Origin of the sequence: Pseudoalteromonas sp. MB47 (assembly GCF_011319765.1) — a bacterium.
Lineage (GTDB): Bacteria > Pseudomonadota > Gammaproteobacteria > Enterobacterales > Alteromonadaceae > Pseudoalteromonas > Pseudoalteromonas simplex.
The window spans coordinates 347604-369839 of record NZ_VFBD01000008.1; the positions used below are offsets into that span (position 1 = coordinate 347604).

Here is a 22236-nt window from a genome sequence, read left to right on the forward strand (position 1 = left end):
ACAATATATCAGTGTTTTTATGGAGCAAGCCATTAAAATAGCTTGGCAAATGCAAGCTGGTTTCGCCCAGATGATTTAGCACTATACAGTGCATTATCAGCTCTTTTCATTAACGATATTAAGTTTTCTTCATGAGGACGGTCCCAATCAGCTACCCCTAAACTAACTGTAATCTTTAGCGGTTGCTCAGCGTAATTAATTGTCATCTTTGCGACAGATTTACGGAGCAATTCTAGCTTCTGTTTTGCCTCTACCACTCGCGTGTTTACCAAAATTAGAGCAAACTCTTCGCCCCCTAAACGACCTAGTAAATCCTCTTGCCTTAAAGTTTTCTTGACTAGGTTTGCAAAACTTACCAATACCTCATCTCCAGCAGCATGACCGTATGTATCATTAATTTTTTTGAAGTGATCTAAGTCTAAATAAGCAAATACAACTGGTTGATTATTACTTTGACACATTTGCAATAGTTCATTCCCTTGAGCTAGAAACTCTCGACGAGATAGCAATCCTGTTAAATGATCATACATTGCTAGTTTTCGATGTGTTTCCTCTAATTTTTGAACTTTAATCATCAAACCACTAATAGACCATGAAACGATTGGTGCAGTAACTGCAGGAGCAATTGTCGCTATAATAAAAATGATAGGCATCATTTCTGTCCCTGTAGCAAGAAGAATCAAGAAAGTAATCAGTAAAGAAATTGCAATACTAATTACAGTAATAAAAAGCATCCTAAGCCAACGGCTTTTTTCTCTTTCTCGATAATCCATTAAAGTTCGTTCTGTTTCATAAAAACGCCTCATGCAAGCCTCCCGCCCTCAAAGTAATAGATGATCGAGTATAATCTAAATTTAATCCAACAAGACTAGCACAAAGAGTTGAACTACGAAGTTACACCCTTAAACACATATTGATTGTGATAACTATTTTCATTTGCATTTAATTAATTATAATAGGGCTACTATCATTCAAGTGAGTGCAAATATGAAATACTTAAGCGTCATGTTATTACTGCTTTCAAGCTCAGTCTTCGCTGAGCAACGAATAGTGAGTGCCGGAGGAACATTAACAGAAATTATATTCGCGTTAGGTCAGCAGCAAGAGCTAGTAGGTGTTGATCAATCGAGTATGTATCCAAAAGCGGCCACAGAGTTACCTCAGGTTGGGTATTACCGCGATCTTGCTGCGGAAGGTGTACTTTCTTTACGCCCAACGGCACTTTTTGCACTTGAAGGAACTGGCAGACCTGAAGTATTGAAACAAATCAGTTCGACTGGTGTAACGTTAAAAACCTACCCTAAGCCAGACTCTATCAGTGAGCTAAATAGCTTAATTACTAATTTAGGTAATGAATTAGGTGCGCAAGAGCAAGCACGTGCTTTAAATCAAAAAATCCAAAATAGCTTACCTGAAAAATCTTCGCTTACTGGTAAAAAAGCACTTTTTCTATTATCGGCCAATGATAGAGGCTTAGTTGCTGCCGGTACTGATACCGTGCCGCAAATGTTGTTTGAATATACTGGAATTAAAAACTTAGCGCAGACTCACTCAGGCTTTAAACCATTAAATAGAGAGATCCTTGCCGTAGAGCAACCCGATTTTATTATTGCACCTGCTCATGTCGTTTACTCATTAGGTGGTAAAGATGCATTTTGTAAGCTGCCCGCTTTATCTTTATTAAAAGCAGCACAAAACTGTAAGTTACTGGTTATGGATAGTTTATTATCATTGGGGTTAACACCAAGAATAGCGATTGCCATTGAGCAAGTTAGTGAATATCGCAATAAGCTATGAACGGTTCAATTACTTTACCAATAGAGCTAAGAACAAGGCTTTTTCCTAATAAATGGATAGTCCTTTGCGTTCTGAGTATTGCCGCCTTATCTTTACTAAGTATTGGTTTTGGCCCCGCCGGCTGGGACTGGCGTTTAGCTATTGCTTGGCTTGCGCCAGAGCACTTTACACAGTTTGACCCGTTACAAATTAATGTTGTTACGCAAATTCGTTTACCACGTTTTATGTTAGCAGTAATGATTGGTTTAGTGCTGGCTCAAACTGGCACGGCAACTCAAGCCCTGTGCCGTAATCCACTTGCCGACCCATCTATTATTGGTATTAGTTCAGGCGCTGCAGTTATTGCAGTGGCATTTATCGCACTGGGTGCGAAATTTGATTTTCAAGCCGATAAATATTTACCTTATGCCGCATTTTTAGGTGCATTGGCTGTCACGCTTTTTGTTTACCTTATCGCTAAACAGGCCGGTCAAGTTAATGTGACGACCTTGATTTTGGTCGGTGTAGCAGTAAACGCTCTTGCCTTTGCATTAATAGGGTTATTAAGTTTTTATGCTGATGACAGTGCGCTGAGGTTAATAAACTATTGGACTATGGGCTCACTTGGCGGTGCTACGTGGACTAATTTAAATCAAGCATTACCACTGTTACTTATCAGTGCAATTGGCCTGTGGTATTTAAAAGAACCTATGAATTGTTTGCTGCTAGGTGAATCACAAGCTCAGTATTTAGGAATAAACACGCAGACTCTTAAATTTCAAATCATTATTTTAGTTGCATTAGGTGTGGGAGCAAGTGTCGCAATGACAGGCTTAATCGGGTTTGTTGGTTTGGTTGTTCCGCATATTGCAAGGCTTATGGTGGGTCCCCATTTACGGGTTATGATGCCTTTGTGTATGTTGCTTGGCATTATCGTTTTATTACTCTCTGATTGGCTCGCACGCACATTAGTCATGCCAGCAGAACTTCCTATTGGGATAATCACCGCCCTACTTGGTGCGCCTTTGTTTATCTACCTTATTTTAAAAAGTAAGCAAGGAGGCGCAATTGCTTAGTTTTAATAACTTAAGTGTTAATTACGGCGAAAAAGCCATCTTGCAAGATTTAACTGGTGAGATTAAAGCAGGTCAATGTGTGGGCTTAATTGGTGAAAATGGAGCTGGAAAATCGACCTTGCTCCACACTCTAGCCGGAAGTCATCCTTATCAAGGTGAAATACTGCTCCACAACCACCCCTTAGCAAAATTTAGCCAAGCTAAACTGGCCCATCAACGTGCCGTTGTTATGCAGTCTCAGCAGCTAGGTTTTGCATTCACAGTGCAAGAGCTTGTTGCAATGGGGCGCTACCCTTACAAAGAAACAACGCAGCACTGTGCTAAAAAAGTAGCTCAATACATTGATTTTATGGAGCTGGGACACTTGAGAGATCGTCGTGCCACGGCTTTATCGGGCGGCGAGTTACAACGAGTGAGTATGGCACGTTGTTTAGCGCAACTCGATGCATTTAGTGATGATGCTCAGCCGAAGCTCATGTTATTAGATGAGCCAACTTCAGCGCTCGATATGCGCCACCAGCATGCTTTATTGGGTTGTGTTAACAAGTTTGTTGAGCAAGGCAATGCCGCCATTATTGCAATCCACGACTTAAATTTAGCAAGTCTTTATACCAGCGACATTATTATGTTGCATCAAAAACACATTTTGGCGTCTGGCAGAACATCAGATGTCCTCACTGAACATAATTTAAAACACATTTACGCCATGCCTTTGTATGTTAAGTCACATCCACTGCATGACGCCCCAATGATTTATTCTCAACGTCAGGAGTTTTCATGAGAACACAAGCCGTCAACGACGCCAAGCAATTGGTATACAAAAAAAATAGCGGAGTAATGTCTACCCTTTCATATAATTTACGCGGCTATCCATTTGGCTCTGTAACTCCTTACATGTGTGATGAGCAAGGAAAACTGTATTTTTTTATCAGCGATATTGCTCAACACACTAAAAACCTAGTTCACGACAAGCGCATGAGTCTAACAATATTTGATGCAGCGCAAACAGGCGATCAAAACGAACATGGTCGAGTAACCATCGTGGGTGATGGCTCATTAGTTCCAGCAGAACATGCTGAAGTATTACTCAACAAATATATTGCTTTATACCCAGAAGCTGACTCTTATCGTAGCGCTCATGACTTTAACTTATGGCAATTAGACCCTGTTCGCATTCGCTATATAGGCGGCTTTGGCAAGATTTTTTGGATTGAAAAAGATGAATGGCTTACATCAGAAAAAGCATGGGATGACAACCAAGAGCTGCATATGATCAATCATATGAACGAAGACCACAAAGATGCAATGTCCTTAATTCTAAACCATCACTACCACGTTGACGACACAGCACCCGTTATGAATGGTTTGCTACCGCAAGGCTGCTACATCAGAAGCCATAATAAGAACTACTACATCCCTTTTAATGAGGTATGTGATAACCCTCAAGCAGTACGAAAAGCACTTGTTCAACTAACTAAAGATGCACGTGCCACTGTATAAATATGTTCATTTAAGGAGAATACCATGAAGAAAATTTTAGGCTCTATTTTGTTTATTCTTGCAGCTTCAGCAAATGCTAATGAATGTGAACTAACAATTGAATCAAACGATATGATGCAGTTTTCAACTAAGTCATTAACTGCCCCAAAAAGCTGTAAAGAAGTGACGGTAACACTAAAACATACTGGCAAATTACCAAAAAATGCCATGGGCCATAACTGGGTGCTTTCTAAACAAGCAGATATTCCAGATATCGCCAGCGATGGCATGGGCGCAGGGCTTGACAAAAATTACCTAAAAGAAGGTGATAGTCGTGTACTTGCTGCAACTAAAATTATAGGGGGTGGCGAACAAACCAGCGTAACCTTCGCAAGCAACCTTTTAAAAGAGGGCGAAAATTATGCATTTTTCTGCTCATACCCTGGTCACTACGCAATTATGCAAGGGACGTTTACCTTAATTTAAACCTTATATTTTCACCAATAGATAGCCAGCTAGTTTGCTGGCTTTCTTGACTTAAGTTAATCGCTATTCACCCCAATAGCAGGTTTTAATATTGCCGATAGAATACCCAATAAAAATATACCACCAATTGTTAACTGATGTGTTTTGTAACATTTATCTCGTTTCCTTTTGATTTTAAATCACCTAATCTGGGCACATATCTGCAAGGAGAGAACAATGAAAGACTTACAAAAATTAGTGGGTAATTTAAATAAATCAGGCGCGCTGAATGGCTTTTTGGGTGGTGTTGCCGGCGGTGGGCTAACGAGCTTGATGGGCGGAAAAAGTAAAAAGAGCAGTAAAAAAGCCGTTAAATACGGAGCATTGGCTGCTGTAGGTGGTCTTGCCTGGAAAGCCTATAAACAATATTCAGAGCAAAAATCAGCCCCAGTTCAGCAAACTAGTTCACGTGGTTTTGATTTTACTCCCGCCACGCTGCCTGAGCAGTCATTCACTGATGCAATCGACGATAATCACAGTGATGGGCAATTATTACTCATGCGCGCTATGATTGCAGCTGCCTATGCTGATGGCCACATTGATGAAACCGAAAGACAAAAAATCTTCGCACAAGTAGAAACAATGCAATTGTCAGTGCAAGAAAAAGCCATGCTGTTTGATGAGCTAAGAAAACCAATGCAACTATCAGAGTTAGTTGCCGCTGTGCCAAACGCACAAATGGGTATTGAAGTATATGCAGCCAGTGCCAGTGCAATTGATTTGAACCAAACAGTTTCTAAACACTACTTAGACACATTGGCCAATCAGTTATGCATTCCTAGCGAACTGGTAATGAGTATTCATAGAGAACTTAACACTATTAGCTAAACCATTAACATTATTAGTTATTAGATACAAAAGAACGCCAGCAAAAATTAAACTTAGTTCTGTTTATATGGATATTTTGCAAGTGACGTACAGCAGCGTCATCGCACAAAATAAAATATCAAAATACAATCAAAAAAAATGGCCACAATTAACATGTGGCCATTGAAACGCTAAAATACTATAGAGCTTATTGCAGCCACTAATTCATTTTATTGTATTAGTGCTATTTCTTTGAATATCACGAATCCCTTGCTTACCTTCTTTTTCCAAAGCAGCAATTTGTTCAGGTGTACGACACACGCGAGTAGCAATATTGCTGCCAGTCGGTTTTTCCATTTTACAAATTAAGCCATCGTTACTTGCTTGTTCTTTACCTGAGTTTGCGCATCCAGATAAAACTAAACCAACCAAGGCCAACATTAAAAACCTCATAAACAAACTTCCTTTTAAAACTAACTAAAACTAATAGATAATCATGAAAACGAGCCGCCACTATAGCAATTCATTATCAACAAGAAAAACGCTAATGTGCTTTTTTAGTCCCATAACGGATCATATCTTTACCGTTTTCATAAACATCATTACTTACGTAACGACCCAGTAGCAGCTTATGACTATCATCAAGCACCGCAACAAATGGGCGACCATCACTATTGTTTGTAGCAAGTGCAACTCCGGCTACGTTTTCAAGCCCTAAACCGCCATTTTCAACTAGGCGTAAAAACGTTTCTAACTCATCTAATGTTTCAATTACATCGTTATCGTTAATCATCTCAAATACTCAGTGTTGCAAATGCGCGTAGCATAGCAGGATTCAAAATAAGGTGCTAATTGGCGTGTCTAAGAAACTCTATAAAATGTCGTTTTTTTGCAATATTAAACAATGCATAAGCACTAAGCTCGTTGAAAATATTATTTAAGGATTATTTATGAAACGAGCTAACTATTTTTCTTTACAACCACTGCTAATAAAGCACCTAATGGAACAAGAGCAACTTATAAAACAGGCTGCCGAAACGACTTTCAGCTTAAAAACATGGGAGCTTATTAAATTAAGAGTGTCGCAACTTAATCAATGTGCTTTTTGTATTGCGATGCACACACAACAAGCAAAAGACTATGGTGAAACTACGAACCGTATTATTGGTTTATGTGCTTGGAAAGATATGCCCTTTTACACTAACCAAGAACAACTTGCGCTAACTTTGTCAGAAAAATTGACACAAGCACAGCCAATTGATGATACTTTCTACCAATCGCTAGTTAAAGAATTTACAGACGAAGGGTTAGTCGCTCTCACAATCGCTATTAATGCCATTAATAGTTGGAACCGTATTGTGAAAATGTTTAAACCTGAAGTGGAGTTTAATGAGTAACCACCTTACCTTAGAACTGATGACCCCTAAAGGTGATATTGCCCAAAGTATTCAAGCTATTTGGTTTGCCAAGGCGAATTTTCAAGGGGAGCAATGGCTTGCTTGTGACGGAGCTACAGGTGTTATATTTCCTGTTGCAGGTGAGCTAATGCTTGATGACCATCAGTTGCTCCCCCCTTATGCATTCCAACAAACATCTACACATGCTTCTAAACTTACTTTTTCAGAAAATGCTGTGTTCTGTGGTATTCGTTTTAACCCGACCGTATTACCTGAACTTGAACGCTCTGCACACCCTATCGTCGCAAAGAGCTCATTAAATGCTATAGCAAAAACCTTGCAACAGAGTGCCAACCTCGAAAAGTTTGTGACCTTGGTCAAATCGTATTTCACTAGCCAGCACAGATTAAATCAACATAATAAACACTCAAAACATTTAATCCGTAATCTAATTGAGTTAACGCCTCTCGAAACGGCTTATCAGCGTGCCCCACTGAGTCAACGTCAGCTTGAAAGGCAGGTTAAGGAGCAATGTGGTGTCACACCTAAATATTTTGAACGTATTTACCGAGTAAAACTGGCTAAACAAGCAATTAAGGAAAACCCTGAGCAAAGCTTTGCAGATATTGCAGTAGAATGTGGCTTTACCGATCAGCCGCATTTAATCAAAGAGTTCAAAGCAATAATGCACGTCACCCCGGCAAAATACCGCAAGTTATTAAAAGACGCTCAAACTAAACAAACAAAACTCATTTTGCGTTAGTCATCTTCAAAACGCAGAATATCACCTGGCTGACAACCTAAGTGCTTACAAATTGCATCTAAGGTTGTAAAGCGTACAGCTTTAGCTCGCCCAGCCCTAAGAACGGATAAGTTTTGTGGCGTAATACCTATCGCTTCAGCTAATTCTGTAGATTTCATTTTTCGCTTAGCTAACACAACATCTAAATCAATAATAATCGCCATTAAATCACTAACTCTTGCTCTTCTTGTAGTTGCTGTGCTTGGCCCATAATCCAACCAATAACATAAATAATCAACCCCACCACTAAACCTATAATATCAGTATCTTGTATCGTCACGACTCTTCCCATATCAGTTCCTGTTGCAAAATTAAGAAGAGTTATAAGTAGTGGTGGATAGCATACAACTAGTGCAAATTGCGCTAATAATACGCCACCTAACCATTTAAAACATTGGATATTTTCAATAGTGAAAAAAGATCCACATCGGTAAAGCAGAAATAACCGAATCAAAATTATATTGATAAGAAAAAACGGCAGCAATTGCACAAGACCCAGCCATAAAACACTATCAAAGCCATGCTCACCCAATGTCTGAGCGATTCCTTGCCAAGATCCACTGACTTCAAGGCCAATCCACATATGCGCACCGTTACTTTGCGTAAAACTTAACACATCACTGTCACTGAAAAGGACAATAATGCTTGTTACTAACAAACTAATAAGCGTAAAAAGTAGTAAGCTTAGGATCAGCGTACTCATCCACACTATTTTTTTCATGACGATTTACTCAGTGTTATTTGTTTTAAAAGTTGCTCATAGTGAGTCGCTAACTGCTTACCTGTCAACGCATTTGAATGATGCTTACCTTTTGCAATGTAAAGCTGCTTTTGCTGAGATTTTGCATGTTGATATAAATCTTCCGCTAACTCAGGTGGCGTTTGTGTGTCTTTTTCACCGGTGATTATTAATAGCGGTGCTTGGTAAACTTGTAATACTTTTAAATTATCAACTTGATAAATCTCTTCACTAAATTCAACACTAACAAACGGTTTAGCAAACCACGGAATTCGTGCTGCTGTCATCTGCTCAACATTTGTCACACTGCCTTCGAGTACGAGAGCATCGACGTTGCGCTGATTGGCAACATAACCTGCGATCATACTTCCTAAAGAATGACCATGGATCACCACAGGCAAAGTACTTAGATCGGCTCTGCCTTTCACATAATCAAACACCAGTAATGCATCAGCTTTTAGGTTAGCCACACTGGGTACTCCAGAACTCAGCCCATAACCGCGATGATCCATCATTAGAATATTTACCTGAAAAGGTAAAAGTAGCTTGGCAGGATCCCCGCCTGCGGCACTAACGCGAAACTGGTTGCCACCAAAGTAAATAACTGTTGCGCGTGCATCTGCAACTTTAATTAGGGTGCCTTTAAGAGTGATGCCTTCATCGGTGGATAAAGTAACTTCTTGCTTTTTGGCTGTCGCATCAACATTTTGTATTTCCTGCATCGTTATTTTTTTATCCGGATACAAAAAGTGAGACTCCTCAACTTTAATTGTCGTACAACCAGTTAATAACAACACAATCAGCGAAACGATTGCTATAGAACCAAATTTCATTTTCACGATCCTTCTAGTAAAAAAACTACTATGGCACTGAAAAAGTTAAAAAACAAACAAAAATTACCGAAAAACGATAATAAATTAACTCATATCGAACATTTAAAGTCCTTCCTTTGAGGTAAAGTATTGAGCAAAAGCGCTATCTCTGTTCATTCATTATTTCTCTAATTCTGTTTTGAGCGATTTTATTTGCGCTCAGCTTTTATCCATAGGATAGTTAACTCAAGCCTACAAAACCTGCTGTAACTAAATAGGATAATCATGAAAAAAGTTTTACTTGCCACCAGCTTAATCGCCTCGTCATTTACTGCATTTGCAGCCAAATTAACCGTTGAGGAACTGCGTATTGAAAAAGCCAGCAAAGCCATGCCAAAGGTGTTGAGTGCTTTTTCTGATGAAGTAAATCAATTTGAAAAACAATGGCAAGCTGCCACCAGTTATCAGCAAGCAAGTGACCTTATTGATGATTACGCCAAACAATTATGGCGCGATGCCAAAGCGCGTATAATTAAAACCAACAGCTTCGACGACCGAGAGCTGTATTGGGCACGTTTACTTTCAAGCAAGATTATTCGCACCAGCAAACCTCAGTTTGCAATGACCGACAGTGAACAAACCGCGTTATTAACCATGCTTGAAAATGGCAGCCGAGGCCGTACCGACCTTGATTACAGTAAAAAAACCGATAAACACATTTTAATTACAGGTTTTGATCCATTCTTATTAGATAGAAATATTAATCAAAGTAACCCATCAGGTGTTGCGGCATTATTACTTGATGGCCAAGTGATTAATTACAATGGCATTAGCGCAGAGATCAATACGGTGATGGTGCCAGTACGCTACGAAGACTTTGATCAAGGTATTATCGAATCATTACTTGCGCCCTATTACGCACTTAACAATGTCGATATGATTGCCACTATTAGTATGGGCAGCAAAGACTTTGACCTTGAACGCTTTCCAGGTAAACGCCGTAGTGTAACGGCGCCCGATAACGCCAATATTGTGTATGGCGGCACAGCCACTGCACCGAAAATTTCGAGCCTTAACGACCGCCCTCTTCCGGGCAATGAGTTTGTCACTTTTAGCTTACCAGTTAAGCAGATGCAAAAAGCCAAAGGGCCATTCCCAATCAACGACAATCATAAAGTCGTTACGCTTGAAAAAGCATTTGAGCCACAATCTCTTAAAGAATTAGAAGGTGCGATTGCTGTCAAAGGTGGTGGTGGCGGCTACTTATCAAATGAAATTTCGTATCGTAGTATTCGACTGCGTGATGAGCTTAATTCAGACATCCCTACAGGGCATATTCACACCCCACGTATTCAGCAATTTGAGCCCGAGACAGAAGCTAAAATTGTTAAGCAAATTAAAGCGATGCTGGAGCAAAGCTTAGTTGCAATTTAAAACGTTAAGCTCAGCTATTTAGTAATAGCTGAGCTTTTTCCAACTCACAATTGATTCTTATTGTGGGCCTGTTCCGCCATTCACTTTACTGCCCAAAGAATTTGGATCATCCAAGCGGTATGGATAGAGTTGAACATCACCAAATACCGCTGCTCCGCTATCACGATATTGATCAGTTGCTGATCTTCCAGTGTAAACATTTCCTGAGGCACTAAAATAACCCGAGCCTTGATTCCAGTGCGGTTTTGCTGAATTTTCAAAGTAATTGTTTTCTACTAAAACCTCAGCGCCATTACCTGCACTAATTGAGAAGTAAGTAATGTTCTTCCAGTAATTATTAAACATATGCACGCGTGAATTATAGCCATCGACTTTAGGGTTTCTCCCTGCTGCTGTATCCCAAAAATTGTGATGCGCTGTTATTTGAGAGTTTCTGAACAAATGAGTATACCAATGCTGGTTAGCGCAAACTTGCGTGTTATGCCCGTAAAAACGATTCCAACTTAAAGTAACGTTTTGACTATTGTCTACATCAATATATCCATCACTTATTTTATTAAATGCCATGTGATCAACCCATACATGACTACTATCATCTATTGAAATAGCATCACCAGCTTCAACAAGCGCAGGGTTAATATCCTCAAGCATAATGTTCTTAATAATAATATTTCGCTGATTACTGATAACGAGGCTGGCACCAATTATTTTCGAGCTTTTACCTAACCCTTGCAGCGTTTTATTTGATTGCACAATAATACGTCTATCATTGCGGGTAACATTCACGGTTGAGTTTGAGCTACTTCCCAACTCACTACAGCTTTGATTACCAACAGGTATTCTGTACCAAGTTTTACCGTAATCACCCCATTGGCCACAATCAAGTGGGCAAGCTGGCACCGTTCTATTGGCGGTTCTACAATCAATCACGGTGTTATCTGGAACCTGAATAACCGCAGCAGAGCCAGAACTCAACGCCGTACTTAAATCATCACAGCTATATACTGTGATGGCTGTGTTATTCCCACCACCGGTCGTTGTGCTCAATCCATCTTGGCCTGCTTGAGATGCAAAGCCTATTAAGTCACTAGGAGTGGTTCCTGTAGTCCCACAGTCGCCATTTACTGGATTAATAAACCATCTTTGTGAACTGATCCCAGCATCATCATTTTGATAAACATTTGCAGTATTATTTGAGCCTGCAACTGTCAAAGATTTACCGGTTAACTTATTAACGATATTGAAGCCGCCCGATGAAGATGCTTTTAACAACCAACGTTGATTTGCTCCTTGCCAATCATCATAAGCAATTATATTTGCACCATTTGATTGCGATGAGTTCAACACATCAAGAACTTTATTATTAAATTTAGAGCGAATAATCCAATAGCCATCTGCTTCTTGAATAAGCTGAAACTTTTGGTTATTTCCACCCCAGTATTCGTAGCTAATAATATTCGGGGCTGAGCTAGAATCACTGGTATTTACATCAAGTGCAAGGCCAGACCCCCTATTAATTACAGAGTATACATTGCCAGATTCTGGCATAGCACTACATTCTCGTGCCTGTAAGGTATGTTGAGTAAAGCACAAAAGTACTATTAATGTTTTCACTAACAACTTAGTTGAGCTGTAAATCTTCAAGACTATCTTCCTTAACTATTTATAATATTAAATTACCTATAAAGATAGACTACCTGCATGTACCCAAAAACACAATTAATGTTTATTTTTTGTAAAGAAACTAATAAACCATCTGAAAACTACATGACTACAACTCCCGACAAAGTCTGTGTTATTTAAAGCAAAAAACTTAATAGCTGATTTTATCGCTAGTCATACTAAAGTTTGACACATAAAAATTGTAAAACTCTTGTTTATATCTAAACTTTAAGTATGAAAAATCATTAGGCCAATTATATGAAAGGTATCGTCTTTACCGAGTTTTTAGAAATGGTCGAAAATGAGTTTTCTTATGAGGTCGCAGACAAAATCATTGAAGAAAACTCACTTACTTCAAACGGCGCTTACACCAGCGTTGGAAACTACGACAATAAAGAGCTGTTAATGTTGGTCAGCTCATTAAGCAATCACATAAATAAGCCCGTTGATGAACTAGTTCATGCTTATGGTAAGTATTTGTTAAAGCGTTTTTTTGTTTTATTTCCACACTTTTTTGATAGTGTCGAAAGTACTTTTGAATTCCTTGATACCATTGACCAACACGTACATATTGAAGTTAAAAAGCTCTACAACGACGCTGAATTACCAAGCTTTGAAACTAAACGAATTAGCCAGAACGAAATGCAAATGTTTTATCGCTCTGGTAACCCATTTGCATGTCTAGCTGAGGGCTTATTTGAGGGCGCATGCGAACATTTCAATGAAGTTATTACCGTTAAAAGCGAGATTGAGGATAACTATCAATCTGCCACTTTTACTCTAACAAAAGAAGCTTAATGTGGATGAAGAACTCTACAAACGTAGAATAGAACGAGAGCGCCAGGCTCGAAAAGAAGCCGAAGCGCTTTTAGAACAGAAGTCCTTAGAGTTATATGAAGCCAATATGACGCTAAAACATGCCGCCGAAAATCTAGAACAAGAAGTCATCATTCGCACCCAGGATTTAAATAAAGCCAAAGAGTTAGCCGATGCCGCCAACCAAGCTAAATCGATGTTTTTAGCGAATATGAGTCACGAAATCCGTACGCCAATGAATGCAATTCTAGGCATGGCCCACCTCGCCCTTGATACAGAATTAACCGACAAACAATATGATTACATTGAAAAAATCCAACTCTCGGCCAAATCACTGCTTGGTATTATCAATGACATTCTCGACTTTTCTAAAATAGAAGCCAATAAGCTCGAACTTGAAAACAGTGATTTTAATCTAAACAACTTTCTCGCTAACCTAGCTAATTTAGCCAGTAGCTTAATTGAGAAAAATAACATCGAAGTCATTTTTGAAATTGACGATGATATTCCTGAATTTTTAATCGGTGATGCACTTAGGCTCAATCAAGTTTTGTTAAATTTACTGAGCAATGCTATTAAGTTTTCAAACCAGCAAAATGTCACGCTAAAAATGACAAAAGAGTCACAAACCGATACCTCTCTTTGTATTAAATTTCAGGTCATTGACCAAGGCATTGGTATGTCTCAAGAGCAAGTAAATAGTGTGTTTAAGCCTTTTTCACAAGCCGATGTTTCAACAACACGTAAGTTTGGCGGTACAGGTCTAGGTCTTGTTATCAGTAAAAAGATCATCGAGCTTATGGGTGGTCACATTGAGGTAAAAAGCCAATTAAACAAAGGGAGTTGCTTTAGTTTTGATGTGTCATTTGCGCTATCGGGTATGCAAAGCTGCCACGACACAAACATTTTCAAACATAAGCGAGCTCTTATTATTGAGCAAAGCGGCCAACCTGAAGCTATTCTCCAAAGCATGCTCAACACATTAAGCATCAATGTAAAAACTATTGATTGCATGGATGAAAAACTCTCTGAGGTCGATATTAGCCATAGTTACGACTTTATTTTTTTAGATTGGCACGTTTTAAACTGTGAACAAAATAACATTTTAGAAAACCTCAAAAAACAGCTTTCTATCGACATTAAAAAAACCATTATTCTCGCATCTTTTGAAAACCAACAAGTTAAAGACACGCTAAGTACGCTAGATAAAACCGTTGAAGAAATACTTTTAAAGCCGATTATAAAGGGGAACCTGTTGAAAACCCTTGAGCATGTGATGGGGATCGCTACTAAAAAGGAAAACAAAGTAGATAACACCTGTTTTAAAACGCTCGCGGGCTCAAAAATACTTCTCGTTGAAGACAACCCGCTAAACCAACAAGTCGCATCGCAAATATTGCGTTCAAATGGGTTTATTGTTGATATCGCTGAAGACGGCATTGCAGCGATTGAAGCTGTTGAGAAAAACACTTTCGATTGCATTTTAATGGACTGTCAAATGCCGAGAATGGATGGTTATACCGCCGCGAATAAAATTAAACAGCAATCAAAGTTTGCGCATATTCCAATCATCGCCATGACCGCCAACACCATGGAAGCCGACCTAACTAAAGCAAAAGAATCTGGCATGCAAGGCTACATCGCCAAGCCAATAGAAGTACAAACCATGTTTGAGGTCATTGCTGAGCATTTAACGCAAAAGCCTCTGTAACTTTTAGTCGGTAAGCTCTATGATTTTTTGTTCACCTATTGAGTTATTCTGCTTACGAAACTCGTTAGGGTTAACCCCAACGATGCTTTTAAAAACACGGTTGAAGGTAGCAAGCGAAGAAAAACCACTTTCCATTGCAATACTAAGTATACTCCAATGACTTGCTTCGTCTTTTAGTAACAACCCTTGCGCATGCTGTATTCGGTACTGATTAATAAATAAATTAAAATTTGTAGCTTTAAAGTGGTAACGAATTGCCCTGCTGATCTTATACTCAGGTACTGCTAATGCTTGGGCAAAATCAGAAATTTTCAAATTAGTTTGCAAATAAACCTGCTTATTGATGAGTGCTTCTATGCCAGTAATAAGCTCAGCCTCTACCTCATTATTTTCAGGTTGTTCAGCCTGATTGGTAGCTTTCACTACCTTTTCAGAGTTCAGCACTTCACTATCAACAGCTTCAGGTACGCTGTTGTGGGCACGTTTTTGCAAGAACATTACTAGCTGCATGGCAAATACAATCAACAATGCAGATGAGGTAATTATAAGCGGCTCAAATTGTCGAAATTCGCTCTCACTGAATAAAAATTTAGGCAAAATGCTGGCATTAAATACAGCTAAGAAGTAGCAGCTAGCAAAAATCTTTGCCTGCAACTTTTGCGTTTGTGTTTTACCTTTATAACCCCGTAATGCTTCCCAAAAAGACAACACCAGAATACTTGAAGAGAGCAGTACCGTTATTTCGGCCATACCTTGCTTTAAACGCCACATAAATTGGCTATCAGGGAAAAACTCTACATCAATACTCACCAAATAGTGCCACGTCTGGTTAAACATAATTAACCCCGCAATAGCAGTTGCCACTGCAATATGCACCTTAGAAATAGGCTTTTGCTCTCGAAATAAAGTCCGTGAGATAAGCCAAGCCATATTACAAGTTGCGCAGGTAAATAAGCCAATTAAATAACTGTAAACACCAATACTGGGCGCACTAATTTTTTGCACCCCAACCATGCAAAGCGAGCCACAAAATACAGCAAACAGATAATGAATAAGTTGCTTATCTTTTTTCATGCCATTTAGCAGCATGAGCCCCATACAAACGAAAACGAGTAAGTAATAAGGGGATGTATTTTGCATAACTCTTCATGCCTTAAATTGGGGGATTGATGAATTTTTTACCAATCAGATAAGTGTACTTTTTCAAAATCAACATAGCAAAAAGAGTTTGTTAGTGAATGTGTCAAACCCTGTGTGAGTTCTCATAAATAATCACAATATTTTATTGATCAAATTTCGAATTTGAGAAGAGTTTCTTCTCTAGCCCTTTATATTTGCGGTATTAGAAAAATATAATGGATTTGATGATGTTTAACAAAAATAGCAAACTCACGCCTTTAAAGGCGCTCGAATACAGTAAAAAGATTTGGTTTAGTAGCCTGATAATGGCGCAAACTTGCTTTGTGATTTACCTCATTCTTGGTTATGGAGTGACAGGGTTAACTACAGGTCTTTCTGGTTGGAACCGACTTAATAACACCGCTTATGTTGCCAATGATGCAACGGGGAATTTGATGTATGCAGTGCATGTATTATTTGCTGTCGTGATGATCCTTGGCGGAAGCTTACAGCTGATTGAAAAACTGAGAACAAAATACCGAACATTTCATCGCTATAATGGCCGTGTATTTGTTGTTTTAGCTTGCTGTATTTCATTTGCTGGCATGTATTTAATGATAGTAAGGGGCACCGTTGGTAATACCTTAATGCATGCGCTGACAATGTTTGGCGGCTTAGTGGTTATCGTATCAAGTCTATTTGCGGTTAAAACCGCAAGGGCTCGTAACTTTAACGCCCATCAAGTATGGGCCATACGCTTATATCTTGCCGCTAACGGTGTGTTGTTTTTTAGATTATTAATATTTGCATGGTTTTTAGTATTTGGCACCTTAGGCGTCGATACCGCTACATTTACAGGGCCTGCCGTGCTTGCCGTTAGCCTTTGCTCTTACTTAGTCCCCCTTTTAATAGCCGAACTTGTCCGCTATGCAGCTCGAACGAATATTACCTTTATCACTATCGGCACCGCCTGTTTGATGACGCTAATATCAATCGTGTTCTTAATCGGCTTATTTGGGGTGACTATGGCAAACTGGTACCCAGCTATTGTTAGCTAACTAAGCCTCATACAATAAAGCCACCTGAGTAGGTGGCTTTGTAAGCGAATTTTGAATCACTATAAATTAATACAATTCAAATAGCGGACGACCATTTTCGTCGTATTTTACTTCCATCACACGAGCGTGGCGGTTTGGATCGTAAAGTGGATCTTTTACAATCTCTTCAAGTGGACGAGTGTCTGTTTTTGGCACCACACTTGGTTCACCAACTGCGTGCTCATAGTCTCGGGCATGGTAAATACACAGTGGTGTTTCACCATCTTCAGCTACTGTAAAACAGTTATGACCTGGACCAAAAATTTTCTTATCAACACTTGTTTCAAGTACTGGCATACGTGTTTTGGTCCACGAATTACGATCAAGTAAATCGCTGTTTTCATCCGCTTCCATATAGCCCATACAGTAACATGCACCTGTTGCGCTTGCAGAGAAAGCAATGAAGATTTTACCGTTATTTTTAAGTACTGCCGGGCCTTCGTTTACCCAAAAGTCGACACGTTCCCAATCGTAATCAGGTGTCGTCAGCATAAACTGCGCTGTTTTTAACTTAATTGGAGATTCCATCTCAGCTAAATACAGGTTTGATGCAGCAAATTGACCACCCGTTTTCTCTGCCCAGCAGAAGTAACGCTTACCGTTATTTTCAAAAATAGTGGCATCTAGAGAAAAATCAGTGAATGACTTTTCATCGCCCTCAGCCGCTTGCATCATGCCAAGCTCAACCCATTCATCATTTAACGGATCTTGACCTTTACACTCAAGCACATACGGGCGTAATGCCCAGATATCATCTTCTTCACTGGCTGCAAAGTAGATGTACCATTTGCCATCGAGGTAATGAATTTCAGGTGCCCAGATATGACGACTCATCGGGCCGCTGTCATGTTTGAACCAAATATCAAAGGTTTCAGCGTCTTTTAGGCCCTCTAATGTAGCAGCCCTACGAAGTTCAATGCGATCATAAGTTGGTACAGAACCGGTAAAATAATAAAAACCATCGCTGTGCTTATGCACAAATGGATCGGCACGCTGCTCTACTAACGGACTATTTGTTTGTAATGTCATCTTGAAACCTGATCGTTAAATTTTAATTTGTATTATTTTATTACTTTTTGGTAAGAATACAAATATAACATTATTTTTAACAGACAGTAATCATAAACCTTTCATACCTTCAAGCAGCACATTTGCATTATTCACTTCACGGCTCGTTTCAGAAAGTCCTACCTTTGTGGCGCCACCCACTAGCCAAATTTGGCCGTTTAACGTAACAGCCCCTAAACCGTGGCGTGGCGTTTGCCACTCGAAAGATTTGCGCCATTGCTGCTTAGACAAATCATAGCTAAAAACCTCACGATCAACTCCTTTGCTATGTTCACCGCCAAACACAGTGATAGCATTATCAATAACCGCTGCCGCATGCCCTGCTCGTGCTTTAGGGAGTGCTGCGTGTGCTTGCCAGCTGTTTGTATTGGGTAAGTATTCGAGCATGTCAGTGATAGGCTCACCGCCAACGGTTCTGCCACCTAGCACAAACCAACGACCGTTTACTTGAGCACTCGCCGCACTGTTTCTAGCCGAAGGTAGAGGAGCCGCTTCTGTAAATGTGAAGCTATTAGGATCAAAGACTAAATGCGCACTCACATCTAAACTATGTTGCCATTGTCCATTTTTCTCACTGCTTGGGCTGCGACCGCCAGCTAAATGCACTTTACCATTAAGCACGGCACCCACCGTTTCGCTTAATGCAAAAGGCAAACTCGCCACCTTTTGCCATGCTTTAGCACCTTTATCTAGCATTAGCACATCACGGCTATTGGTCCATTGGCCTTGGCTATTAACAAAACCTCCAAAAGCAAATAGTCTGTTTTCTACTGCGATTAAATACGTGTGATGACGCCCTTCAGGCAAACTCGGGGCCGATTGCCAACTTGCATACTCAGGCGACCAAAAATGAACTTTTGCGGTCATCTTACCCGCAGATCCTGGCAGCTCGTTAGAGATACCACCCGCAACCCAAATCTGTTGATTCATGACCGTTGGGTAAATTTCTTGAATAGCCTCAGGGAGCTTTGGTGCTAACAGCTCTTTTGCCGATAACGTATAAGGCAAACACGCCATAAAAAGCGGCAACAGTTTGGTTAATCGCATATAAATCCTTAATAAGCAGTTGATTAGCTAAAGACTAAGCCAGCTGTACCTATTCGTACACTGCCAAATAGTCTTACTCGAACAACGATTACTATTCCTAAATGACATCAAATTGATATATTATAACAAAACGTTTAACGTATTTTGTTTAATCTTATTAAGGGTCACTACTATGAGCAAACTTCCCGTCACCGTGCTCTCTGGCTTTTTAGGTGCAGGTAAAACCACTGTGCTCAGCCATATTTTAAATAACCGTGAAGACAAAAAAGTGGCTGTAATCGTCAATGATATGAGCGAAATAAACATCGATGCAGCAACAGTTAAAAACGATGTTTCGCTTAGCCGCGGCGAAGAAAAACTAGTAGAAATGAGCAATGGTTGCATTTGCTGCACACTGCGTGAAGACTTACTCATTGAAGTACGCGCTTTAGCGCAAACAGGCCAATTTGATTATTTGGTTATTGAGTCAACCGGTATTTCAGAGCCCCTTCCTGTTGCCGAAACATTTACCTTTGCCGATGAAGATGGCGTGTCACTGTCTGATGTTGCAAGGCTTGATACCATGGTCACGGTCGTTGATGCCGTTAATTTTTTAAACGACTTTAACGAAGCCAAATTCTTACAAGAAACCAACGAACACTTAGGTGATGAAGATGAGCGAAGCGTAGCCGACTTACTTATTGATCAAGTTGAGTTTGCTGATGTCATTTTAATTAGTAAAACAGACCTAATTAGTGCCGATGAACTTGAGAGTTTAAAAGCCATTTTAAACTCATTAAATACCTCTGCAGAACTGATTGCCATTGAAAATGGCCAAGTTGATATCAATACAATTTTGGGCACGGGCCTGTTTAACTTTGAAAAAGCTCAGCAAGCACCTGGCTGGCTAAAAGAACTGCGCGGCGAACATACCCCAGAAACCGAAGAATACGGTATTAGCAGCTTTACTTACGGGGCCCGCCGCCCTTTTCACCCTGAAAAATTTTATAACTTTATTCATAACAATCAGCGCGAAGGCAAATTACTTCGTTCCAAAGGCTACTTTTGGTTAGCCTCTCGACCACAATTTGCTTGCCAATGGAATCAAGCTGGCGGCATAGCCCGCTATGGTTTTGGCGGGGTATTTTGGAAAGCCTTACCGAAAGATCAGTGGCCAACAGATAGCGACTACTTAGATTCAATTAACCAAGTATGGCAAGAGCCCTTTGGTGATATGCGCCAAGAGCTGGTTTTTATTGGTCAAAACCTCAATCAAGCAGCGATCATTCAAGCTCTCGATAACTGCTTACTTAGCGACGATGAACTATTAGCAGGCAAAGCGCTTTGGCAAACCCTGCCCGATCCATTTCCTGTCTGGGAGGAAGCATAATGACAGCCTACGCATTAGAACATGACACTGATAACCTACCATCAGCGGCAGCAACAGCGTTAAGCCCTGTGGTGTTTTCACAAATTTATAAACCTGAGCATAACATTGCAATTTGGCAGCGTAACTTAGCTGAACAGCTGCAATCAGAAGTAGCTGAGAGTATTACAGCCAACCCAGAACTCAGCATTAACGCTGTGATCAATCAAAACAGCATTGTGGCTGACATTGATAAAGCCCTTGAAAAACTACCTCAAGCAAAAGAGCTTAAAGCCGACCTCGCTCAGCTTGTTGATATGTTTTGTTATTTATTTGAGTTAAAGCGAACCGGATTACGTTTAAGAGTTCTTGAACGTGCCATGTGCCCACGTTTTCATGTTGATAAAGTCCCTTGCCGGTTAGTCAGCACATATTATGGTAGTGGTTCGCAGTGGTTGCAAAATGCAGGACTTGATCGCACCAAACTTGGCGCTGGTCATCAAGGATTAAGCGATGAAGAATCAGGATTAATGACAGCAAATGCTAAAATTCACTCTCTAAATGCGGGTGATGTAGCCTTATTAAAAGGCGAAACTTGGCAAGATAACGAAGGCAAAGGCCTTGTGCATCGCTCACCAGCACTCGCTGCTGGCGAAAAACGACTACTTGTAACCCTTGACTTTATTGCTTAATACGAGCGTACCTGTTGCGTCTATTAATTTTAATAGGCGCTATTTCATTCAAGAACACACAACAACTGCTCATGGCTTTAAATTAATGAAAAGCATACTAAGCGCACTTGCAATCGCTGTTAGAGCAAACATCCTTAGTAACAAAATTAAGACATTCCCTGCACCACCAGCAAAAGTGCCTTTAAAGCTTAATGGGTAGCCATGAAAAACCATTAAATATAATACGTTAAAAAGCCCTACCCGCATCCCGTCAATTTCATGGGTATCACCACTTTTTAAGTGAATTTCACACACATGCAAAGTAGGTAATCTAATTCGGGGTTCGCCAAACTTTCTTTTGCGTTTTAGATCCATCGTATAGTGAAATAACACCTCTGCGATTTCATTTTTAGCAATTGTGATGGGACGATTTTGGTGCTTTTTAAACGTCAATTTATCAATTTTGAGCTCATCCTTGCTTATGCTCATTGCCCATTTAGAACCAAAGCCATACTTCTTGTAAGTCATGACGCGCTTAGTAATAAACACCAATAAAAAGCTTGTAAGGCAAATTAAAAAAGCCAACCATGGTTTAACAACATCTGCTAAATAAAAACTAGATAACGAAATCGCACATACCATAAGCGCAAAAATCACTTCGGCCCATCCTGATAACGTCGCTAAGCCTGGCAAAGATTCTAGTTCTGTTAATGAATCTTCGGTTAGTGATGATTTTCCTTTAAAGGCTGCATATCGAAACCATTTTTTATCATTTAAATCCAGTTCCAGTGAGTGCTTAGCCATAGAACCCATAAACATCCCTTTTAAAATAAAGCCTAATAAGAACAACCTT

25 protein-coding genes are annotated in these 22236 nt (G+C 39.8%); 14 read left to right on the forward strand and 11 right to left on the reverse strand.

What is annotated here, in order from left to right:
• Positions 1-32: 32 nt before the first annotated feature.
• A complete protein-coding gene (locus IMPJCBKJ_RS05600; protein ID WP_082389195.1) occupies positions 33-806 on the reverse strand; it encodes a GGDEF domain-containing protein in 774 nt (257 codons plus the stop codon).
• A 181-nt stretch (positions 807-987) separates the two neighbouring features.
• On the opposite strand from IMPJCBKJ_RS05600, the gene IMPJCBKJ_RS05605 reads away from it, so the two are divergent.
• The 6 genes from IMPJCBKJ_RS05605 to IMPJCBKJ_RS05630 all read left to right on the forward strand — a co-directional run bounded on the left by IMPJCBKJ_RS05605 (position 988) and on the right by IMPJCBKJ_RS05630 (position 5684).
• Positions 988-1797 (forward strand): ABC transporter substrate-binding protein, encoded by an 810-nt coding sequence (locus IMPJCBKJ_RS05605; RefSeq protein WP_054551890.1) that lies wholly within the window; start codon positions 988-990, stop codon positions 1795-1797.
• The gene (locus IMPJCBKJ_RS05610; protein WP_138599887.1) at positions 1794-2852 is read left to right on the forward strand and encodes an iron ABC transporter permease; all 1059 of its coding nucleotides are present in this window, start codon (positions 1794-1796) and stop codon (positions 2850-2852) included. Before IMPJCBKJ_RS05605 ends, IMPJCBKJ_RS05610 begins: the two co-directional genes overlap by 4 nt.
• Positions 2845-3633, forward strand: a complete 789-nt coding sequence (locus IMPJCBKJ_RS05615; protein ID WP_138599886.1) for a heme ABC transporter ATP-binding protein — start codon at positions 2845-2847, stop codon at positions 3631-3633. The genes IMPJCBKJ_RS05610 and IMPJCBKJ_RS05615 overlap by 8 nt, the downstream gene beginning before the upstream one ends.
• A complete protein-coding gene (locus tag IMPJCBKJ_RS05620) occupies positions 3630-4352 on the forward strand; it encodes a DUF2470 domain-containing protein (RefSeq protein WP_138599885.1) in 723 nt (240 codons plus the stop codon). Before IMPJCBKJ_RS05615 ends, IMPJCBKJ_RS05620 begins: the two co-directional genes overlap by 4 nt.
• Before the next feature lie 24 nt (positions 4353-4376).
• On the forward strand, positions 4377-4817 hold the full coding sequence (gene azu / locus IMPJCBKJ_RS05625) for an azurin (RefSeq protein ID WP_054551894.1): 441 nt from the start codon (positions 4377-4379) through the stop codon (positions 4815-4817).
• A gap of 216 nt (positions 4818-5033) precedes the next feature.
• The gene (locus tag IMPJCBKJ_RS05630; protein WP_166339189.1) at positions 5034-5684 is read left to right on the forward strand and encodes a tellurite resistance TerB family protein; all 651 of its coding nucleotides are present in this window, start codon (positions 5034-5036) and stop codon (positions 5682-5684) included.
• A 204-nt stretch (positions 5685-5888) separates the two neighbouring features.
• Here the strand turns inward: IMPJCBKJ_RS05630 and IMPJCBKJ_RS05635 are convergent, their stop codons facing one another.
• Complete coding sequence (locus tag IMPJCBKJ_RS05635) at positions 5889-6116, reverse strand: hypothetical protein (RefSeq protein WP_054551896.1); 228 nt, start codon at positions 6114-6116, stop codon at positions 5889-5891.
• A gap of 91 nt (positions 6117-6207) precedes the next feature.
• A complete protein-coding gene (locus IMPJCBKJ_RS05640; protein ID WP_054551897.1) occupies positions 6208-6456 on the reverse strand; it encodes a hypothetical protein in 249 nt (82 codons plus the stop codon).
• A gap of 157 nt (positions 6457-6613) precedes the next feature.
• Between IMPJCBKJ_RS05640 and IMPJCBKJ_RS05645 the strand changes: the two genes are divergently transcribed.
• Both IMPJCBKJ_RS05645 and IMPJCBKJ_RS05650 read left to right on the forward strand, forming a co-directional pair.
• Complete coding sequence (locus tag IMPJCBKJ_RS05645) at positions 6614-7060, forward strand: carboxymuconolactone decarboxylase family protein (RefSeq protein WP_138599883.1); 447 nt, start codon at positions 6614-6616, stop codon at positions 7058-7060.
• Positions 7053-7823, forward strand: coding sequence for an AraC family transcriptional regulator (locus tag IMPJCBKJ_RS05650; protein WP_166339191.1), 771 nt, complete (start codon positions 7053-7055; stop codon positions 7821-7823). The genes IMPJCBKJ_RS05645 and IMPJCBKJ_RS05650 overlap by 8 nt, the downstream gene beginning before the upstream one ends.
• Here the strand turns inward: IMPJCBKJ_RS05650 and IMPJCBKJ_RS05655 are convergent.
• The 3 genes from IMPJCBKJ_RS05655 to IMPJCBKJ_RS05665 are packed head-to-tail and all read right to left on the reverse strand — an operon-like array spanning position 7820 to position 9434.
• Positions 7820-8026, reverse strand: coding sequence for a helix-turn-helix transcriptional regulator (locus IMPJCBKJ_RS05655; protein ID WP_054551900.1), 207 nt, complete (start codon positions 8024-8026; stop codon positions 7820-7822). The two genes, IMPJCBKJ_RS05650 and IMPJCBKJ_RS05655, sit on opposite strands and share 4 nt — an antisense overlap.
• The gene (locus IMPJCBKJ_RS05660) at positions 8026-8583 is read right to left on the reverse strand and encodes a DUF2975 domain-containing protein (RefSeq protein WP_166339193.1); all 558 of its coding nucleotides are present in this window, start codon (positions 8581-8583) and stop codon (positions 8026-8028) included. Before IMPJCBKJ_RS05660 ends, IMPJCBKJ_RS05655 begins: the two co-directional genes overlap by 1 nt.
• A complete protein-coding gene (locus IMPJCBKJ_RS05665) occupies positions 8580-9434 on the reverse strand; it encodes an alpha/beta fold hydrolase (protein ID WP_206004102.1) in 855 nt (284 codons plus the stop codon). The genes IMPJCBKJ_RS05660 and IMPJCBKJ_RS05665 overlap by 4 nt, the downstream gene beginning before the upstream one ends.
• 264 nt (positions 9435-9698) lie before the next feature.
• Here IMPJCBKJ_RS05665 and IMPJCBKJ_RS05670 point away from each other — a divergent pair, with 264 nt between their 5' ends.
• Positions 9699-10847 (forward strand): hypothetical protein, encoded by a 1149-nt coding sequence (locus IMPJCBKJ_RS05670; protein WP_166339197.1) that lies wholly within the window; start codon positions 9699-9701, stop codon positions 10845-10847.
• 57 nt (positions 10848-10904) lie between these two features.
• Here the strand turns inward: IMPJCBKJ_RS05670 and IMPJCBKJ_RS05675 are convergent, their stop codons facing one another.
• Positions 10905-12491, reverse strand: a complete 1587-nt coding sequence (locus IMPJCBKJ_RS05675) for an RICIN domain-containing protein (protein WP_166339199.1) — start codon at positions 12489-12491, stop codon at positions 10905-10907.
• Between the two features lie 276 nt (positions 12492-12767).
• On the opposite strand from IMPJCBKJ_RS05675, the gene IMPJCBKJ_RS05680 reads away from it, so the two are divergent.
• Both IMPJCBKJ_RS05680 and IMPJCBKJ_RS05685 read left to right on the forward strand, forming a co-directional pair.
• A complete protein-coding gene (locus tag IMPJCBKJ_RS05680) occupies positions 12768-13307 on the forward strand; it encodes a heme NO-binding domain-containing protein (RefSeq protein ID WP_166339201.1) in 540 nt (179 codons plus the stop codon).
• Between the two features lies 1 nt (position 13308).
• Positions 13309-15036: a response regulator gene (locus tag IMPJCBKJ_RS05685; RefSeq protein WP_166339203.1), complete on the forward strand. Its 1728-nt coding sequence runs from the start codon at positions 13309-13311 to the stop codon at positions 15034-15036.
• Positions 15037-15039: 3 nt separating this feature from the next.
• On the opposite strand, the gene IMPJCBKJ_RS05690 is transcribed toward IMPJCBKJ_RS05685, so the two are convergent.
• Positions 15040-16176, reverse strand: coding sequence for an AraC family transcriptional regulator (locus tag IMPJCBKJ_RS05690; RefSeq protein ID WP_240921000.1), 1137 nt, complete (start codon positions 16174-16176; stop codon positions 15040-15042).
• 224 nt (positions 16177-16400) lie between these two features.
• Between IMPJCBKJ_RS05690 and IMPJCBKJ_RS05695 the strand changes: the two genes are divergently transcribed.
• Positions 16401-17213 (forward strand): DUF2306 domain-containing protein, encoded by an 813-nt coding sequence (locus IMPJCBKJ_RS05695; protein WP_240921001.1) that lies wholly within the window; start codon positions 16401-16403, stop codon positions 17211-17213.
• Positions 17214-17279: 66 nt separating this feature from the next.
• On the opposite strand, the gene IMPJCBKJ_RS05700 is transcribed toward IMPJCBKJ_RS05695, so the two are convergent.
• Together IMPJCBKJ_RS05700 and IMPJCBKJ_RS05705 are read right to left on the reverse strand one after the other, a co-directional pair.
• Positions 17280-18281 carry a family 43 glycosylhydrolase gene (locus IMPJCBKJ_RS05700; RefSeq protein WP_138599876.1) on the reverse strand — a complete coding sequence of 334 codons (1002 nt, stop codon included), beginning with the start codon at positions 18279-18281 and terminating at the stop codon, positions 17280-17282.
• Positions 18282-18371: 90 nt separating this feature from the next.
• Complete coding sequence (locus IMPJCBKJ_RS05705) at positions 18372-19367, reverse strand: kelch repeat-containing protein (protein WP_166339205.1); 996 nt, start codon at positions 19365-19367, stop codon at positions 18372-18374.
• A gap of 172 nt (positions 19368-19539) precedes the next feature.
• On the opposite strand from IMPJCBKJ_RS05705, the gene zigA reads away from it, so the two are divergent.
• Positions 19540-20736, forward strand: coding sequence for a zinc metallochaperone GTPase ZigA (zigA, locus tag IMPJCBKJ_RS05710; RefSeq protein WP_166339207.1), 1197 nt, complete (start codon positions 19540-19542; stop codon positions 20734-20736).
• On the forward strand, positions 20736-21404 hold the full coding sequence (locus tag IMPJCBKJ_RS05715; protein ID WP_166339209.1) for a DUF1826 domain-containing protein: 669 nt from the start codon (positions 20736-20738) through the stop codon (positions 21402-21404). Before zigA ends, IMPJCBKJ_RS05715 begins: the two co-directional genes overlap by 1 nt.
• A gap of 69 nt (positions 21405-21473) precedes the next feature.
• Here IMPJCBKJ_RS05715 and IMPJCBKJ_RS05720 read toward each other — a convergent pair whose 3' ends face one another.
• Positions 21474-22196 (reverse strand): hypothetical protein, encoded by a 723-nt coding sequence (locus tag IMPJCBKJ_RS05720; RefSeq protein WP_166339211.1) that lies wholly within the window; start codon positions 22194-22196, stop codon positions 21474-21476.
• Positions 22197-22236: the final 40 nt, after the last annotated feature.

What these genes read in the sequence shown, in the direction of transcription:
- IMPJCBKJ_RS05600 (WP_082389195.1), bottom strand. Translation starts at nt 806, where the DNA reads ATGAGGCGTTTTTATGAAACAGAACGAACTTTAATGGATTATCGAGAA.
- IMPJCBKJ_RS05605 (WP_054551890.1), top strand. Translation starts at nt 988, where the DNA reads ATGAAATACTTAAGCGTCATGTTATTACTGCTTTCAAGCTCAGTCTTC.
- IMPJCBKJ_RS05610 (WP_138599887.1), top strand. Translation starts at nt 1,794, where the DNA reads ATGAACGGTTCAATTACTTTACCAATAGAGCTAAGAACAAGGCTTTTT.
- IMPJCBKJ_RS05620 (WP_138599885.1), top strand. Translation starts at nt 3,630, where the DNA reads ATGAGAACACAAGCCGTCAACGACGCCAAGCAATTGGTATACAAAAAA.
- azu (WP_054551894.1), top strand. Translation starts at nt 4,377, where the DNA reads ATGAAGAAAATTTTAGGCTCTATTTTGTTTATTCTTGCAGCTTCAGCA.
- IMPJCBKJ_RS05630 (WP_166339189.1), top strand. Translation starts at nt 5,034, where the DNA reads ATGAAAGACTTACAAAAATTAGTGGGTAATTTAAATAAATCAGGCGCG.
- IMPJCBKJ_RS05635 (WP_054551896.1), bottom strand. Translation starts at nt 6,116, where the DNA reads ATGAGGTTTTTAATGTTGGCCTTGGTTGGTTTAGTTTTATCTGGATGC.
- IMPJCBKJ_RS05640 (WP_054551897.1), bottom strand. Translation starts at nt 6,456, where the DNA reads ATGATTAACGATAACGATGTAATTGAAACATTAGATGAGTTAGAAACG.
- IMPJCBKJ_RS05645 (WP_138599883.1), top strand. Translation starts at nt 6,614, where the DNA reads ATGAAACGAGCTAACTATTTTTCTTTACAACCACTGCTAATAAAGCAC.
- IMPJCBKJ_RS05650 (WP_166339191.1), top strand. Translation starts at nt 7,053, where the DNA reads ATGAGTAACCACCTTACCTTAGAACTGATGACCCCTAAAGGTGATATT.
- IMPJCBKJ_RS05655 (WP_054551900.1), bottom strand. Translation starts at nt 8,026, where the DNA reads ATGGCGATTATTATTGATTTAGATGTTGTGTTAGCTAAGCGAAAAATG.
- IMPJCBKJ_RS05660 (WP_166339193.1), bottom strand. Translation starts at nt 8,583, where the DNA reads ATGAAAAAAATAGTGTGGATGAGTACGCTGATCCTAAGCTTACTACTT.
- IMPJCBKJ_RS05665 (WP_206004102.1), bottom strand. Translation starts at nt 9,434, where the DNA reads ATGAAATTTGGTTCTATAGCAATCGTTTCGCTGATTGTGTTGTTATTA.
- IMPJCBKJ_RS05670 (WP_166339197.1), top strand. Translation starts at nt 9,699, where the DNA reads ATGAAAAAAGTTTTACTTGCCACCAGCTTAATCGCCTCGTCATTTACT.
- IMPJCBKJ_RS05680 (WP_166339201.1), top strand. Translation starts at nt 12,768, where the DNA reads ATGAAAGGTATCGTCTTTACCGAGTTTTTAGAAATGGTCGAAAATGAG.
- IMPJCBKJ_RS05690 (WP_240921000.1), bottom strand. Translation starts at nt 16,176, where the DNA reads ATGCAAAATACATCCCCTTATTACTTACTCGTTTTCGTTTGTATGGGG.
- IMPJCBKJ_RS05695 (WP_240921001.1), top strand. Translation starts at nt 16,401, where the DNA reads ATGATGTTTAACAAAAATAGCAAACTCACGCCTTTAAAGGCGCTCGAA.
- IMPJCBKJ_RS05700 (WP_138599876.1), bottom strand. Translation starts at nt 18,281, where the DNA reads ATGACATTACAAACAAATAGTCCGTTAGTAGAGCAGCGTGCCGATCCA.
- IMPJCBKJ_RS05705 (WP_166339205.1), bottom strand. Translation starts at nt 19,367, where the DNA reads ATGCGATTAACCAAACTGTTGCCGCTTTTTATGGCGTGTTTGCCTTAT.
- zigA (WP_166339207.1), top strand. Translation starts at nt 19,540, where the DNA reads ATGAGCAAACTTCCCGTCACCGTGCTCTCTGGCTTTTTAGGTGCAGGT.
- IMPJCBKJ_RS05715 (WP_166339209.1), top strand. Translation starts at nt 20,736, where the DNA reads ATGACAGCCTACGCATTAGAACATGACACTGATAACCTACCATCAGCG.
- IMPJCBKJ_RS05720 (WP_166339211.1), bottom strand. Translation starts at nt 22,196, where the DNA reads ATGGGTTCTATGGCTAAGCACTCACTGGAACTGGATTTAAATGATAAA.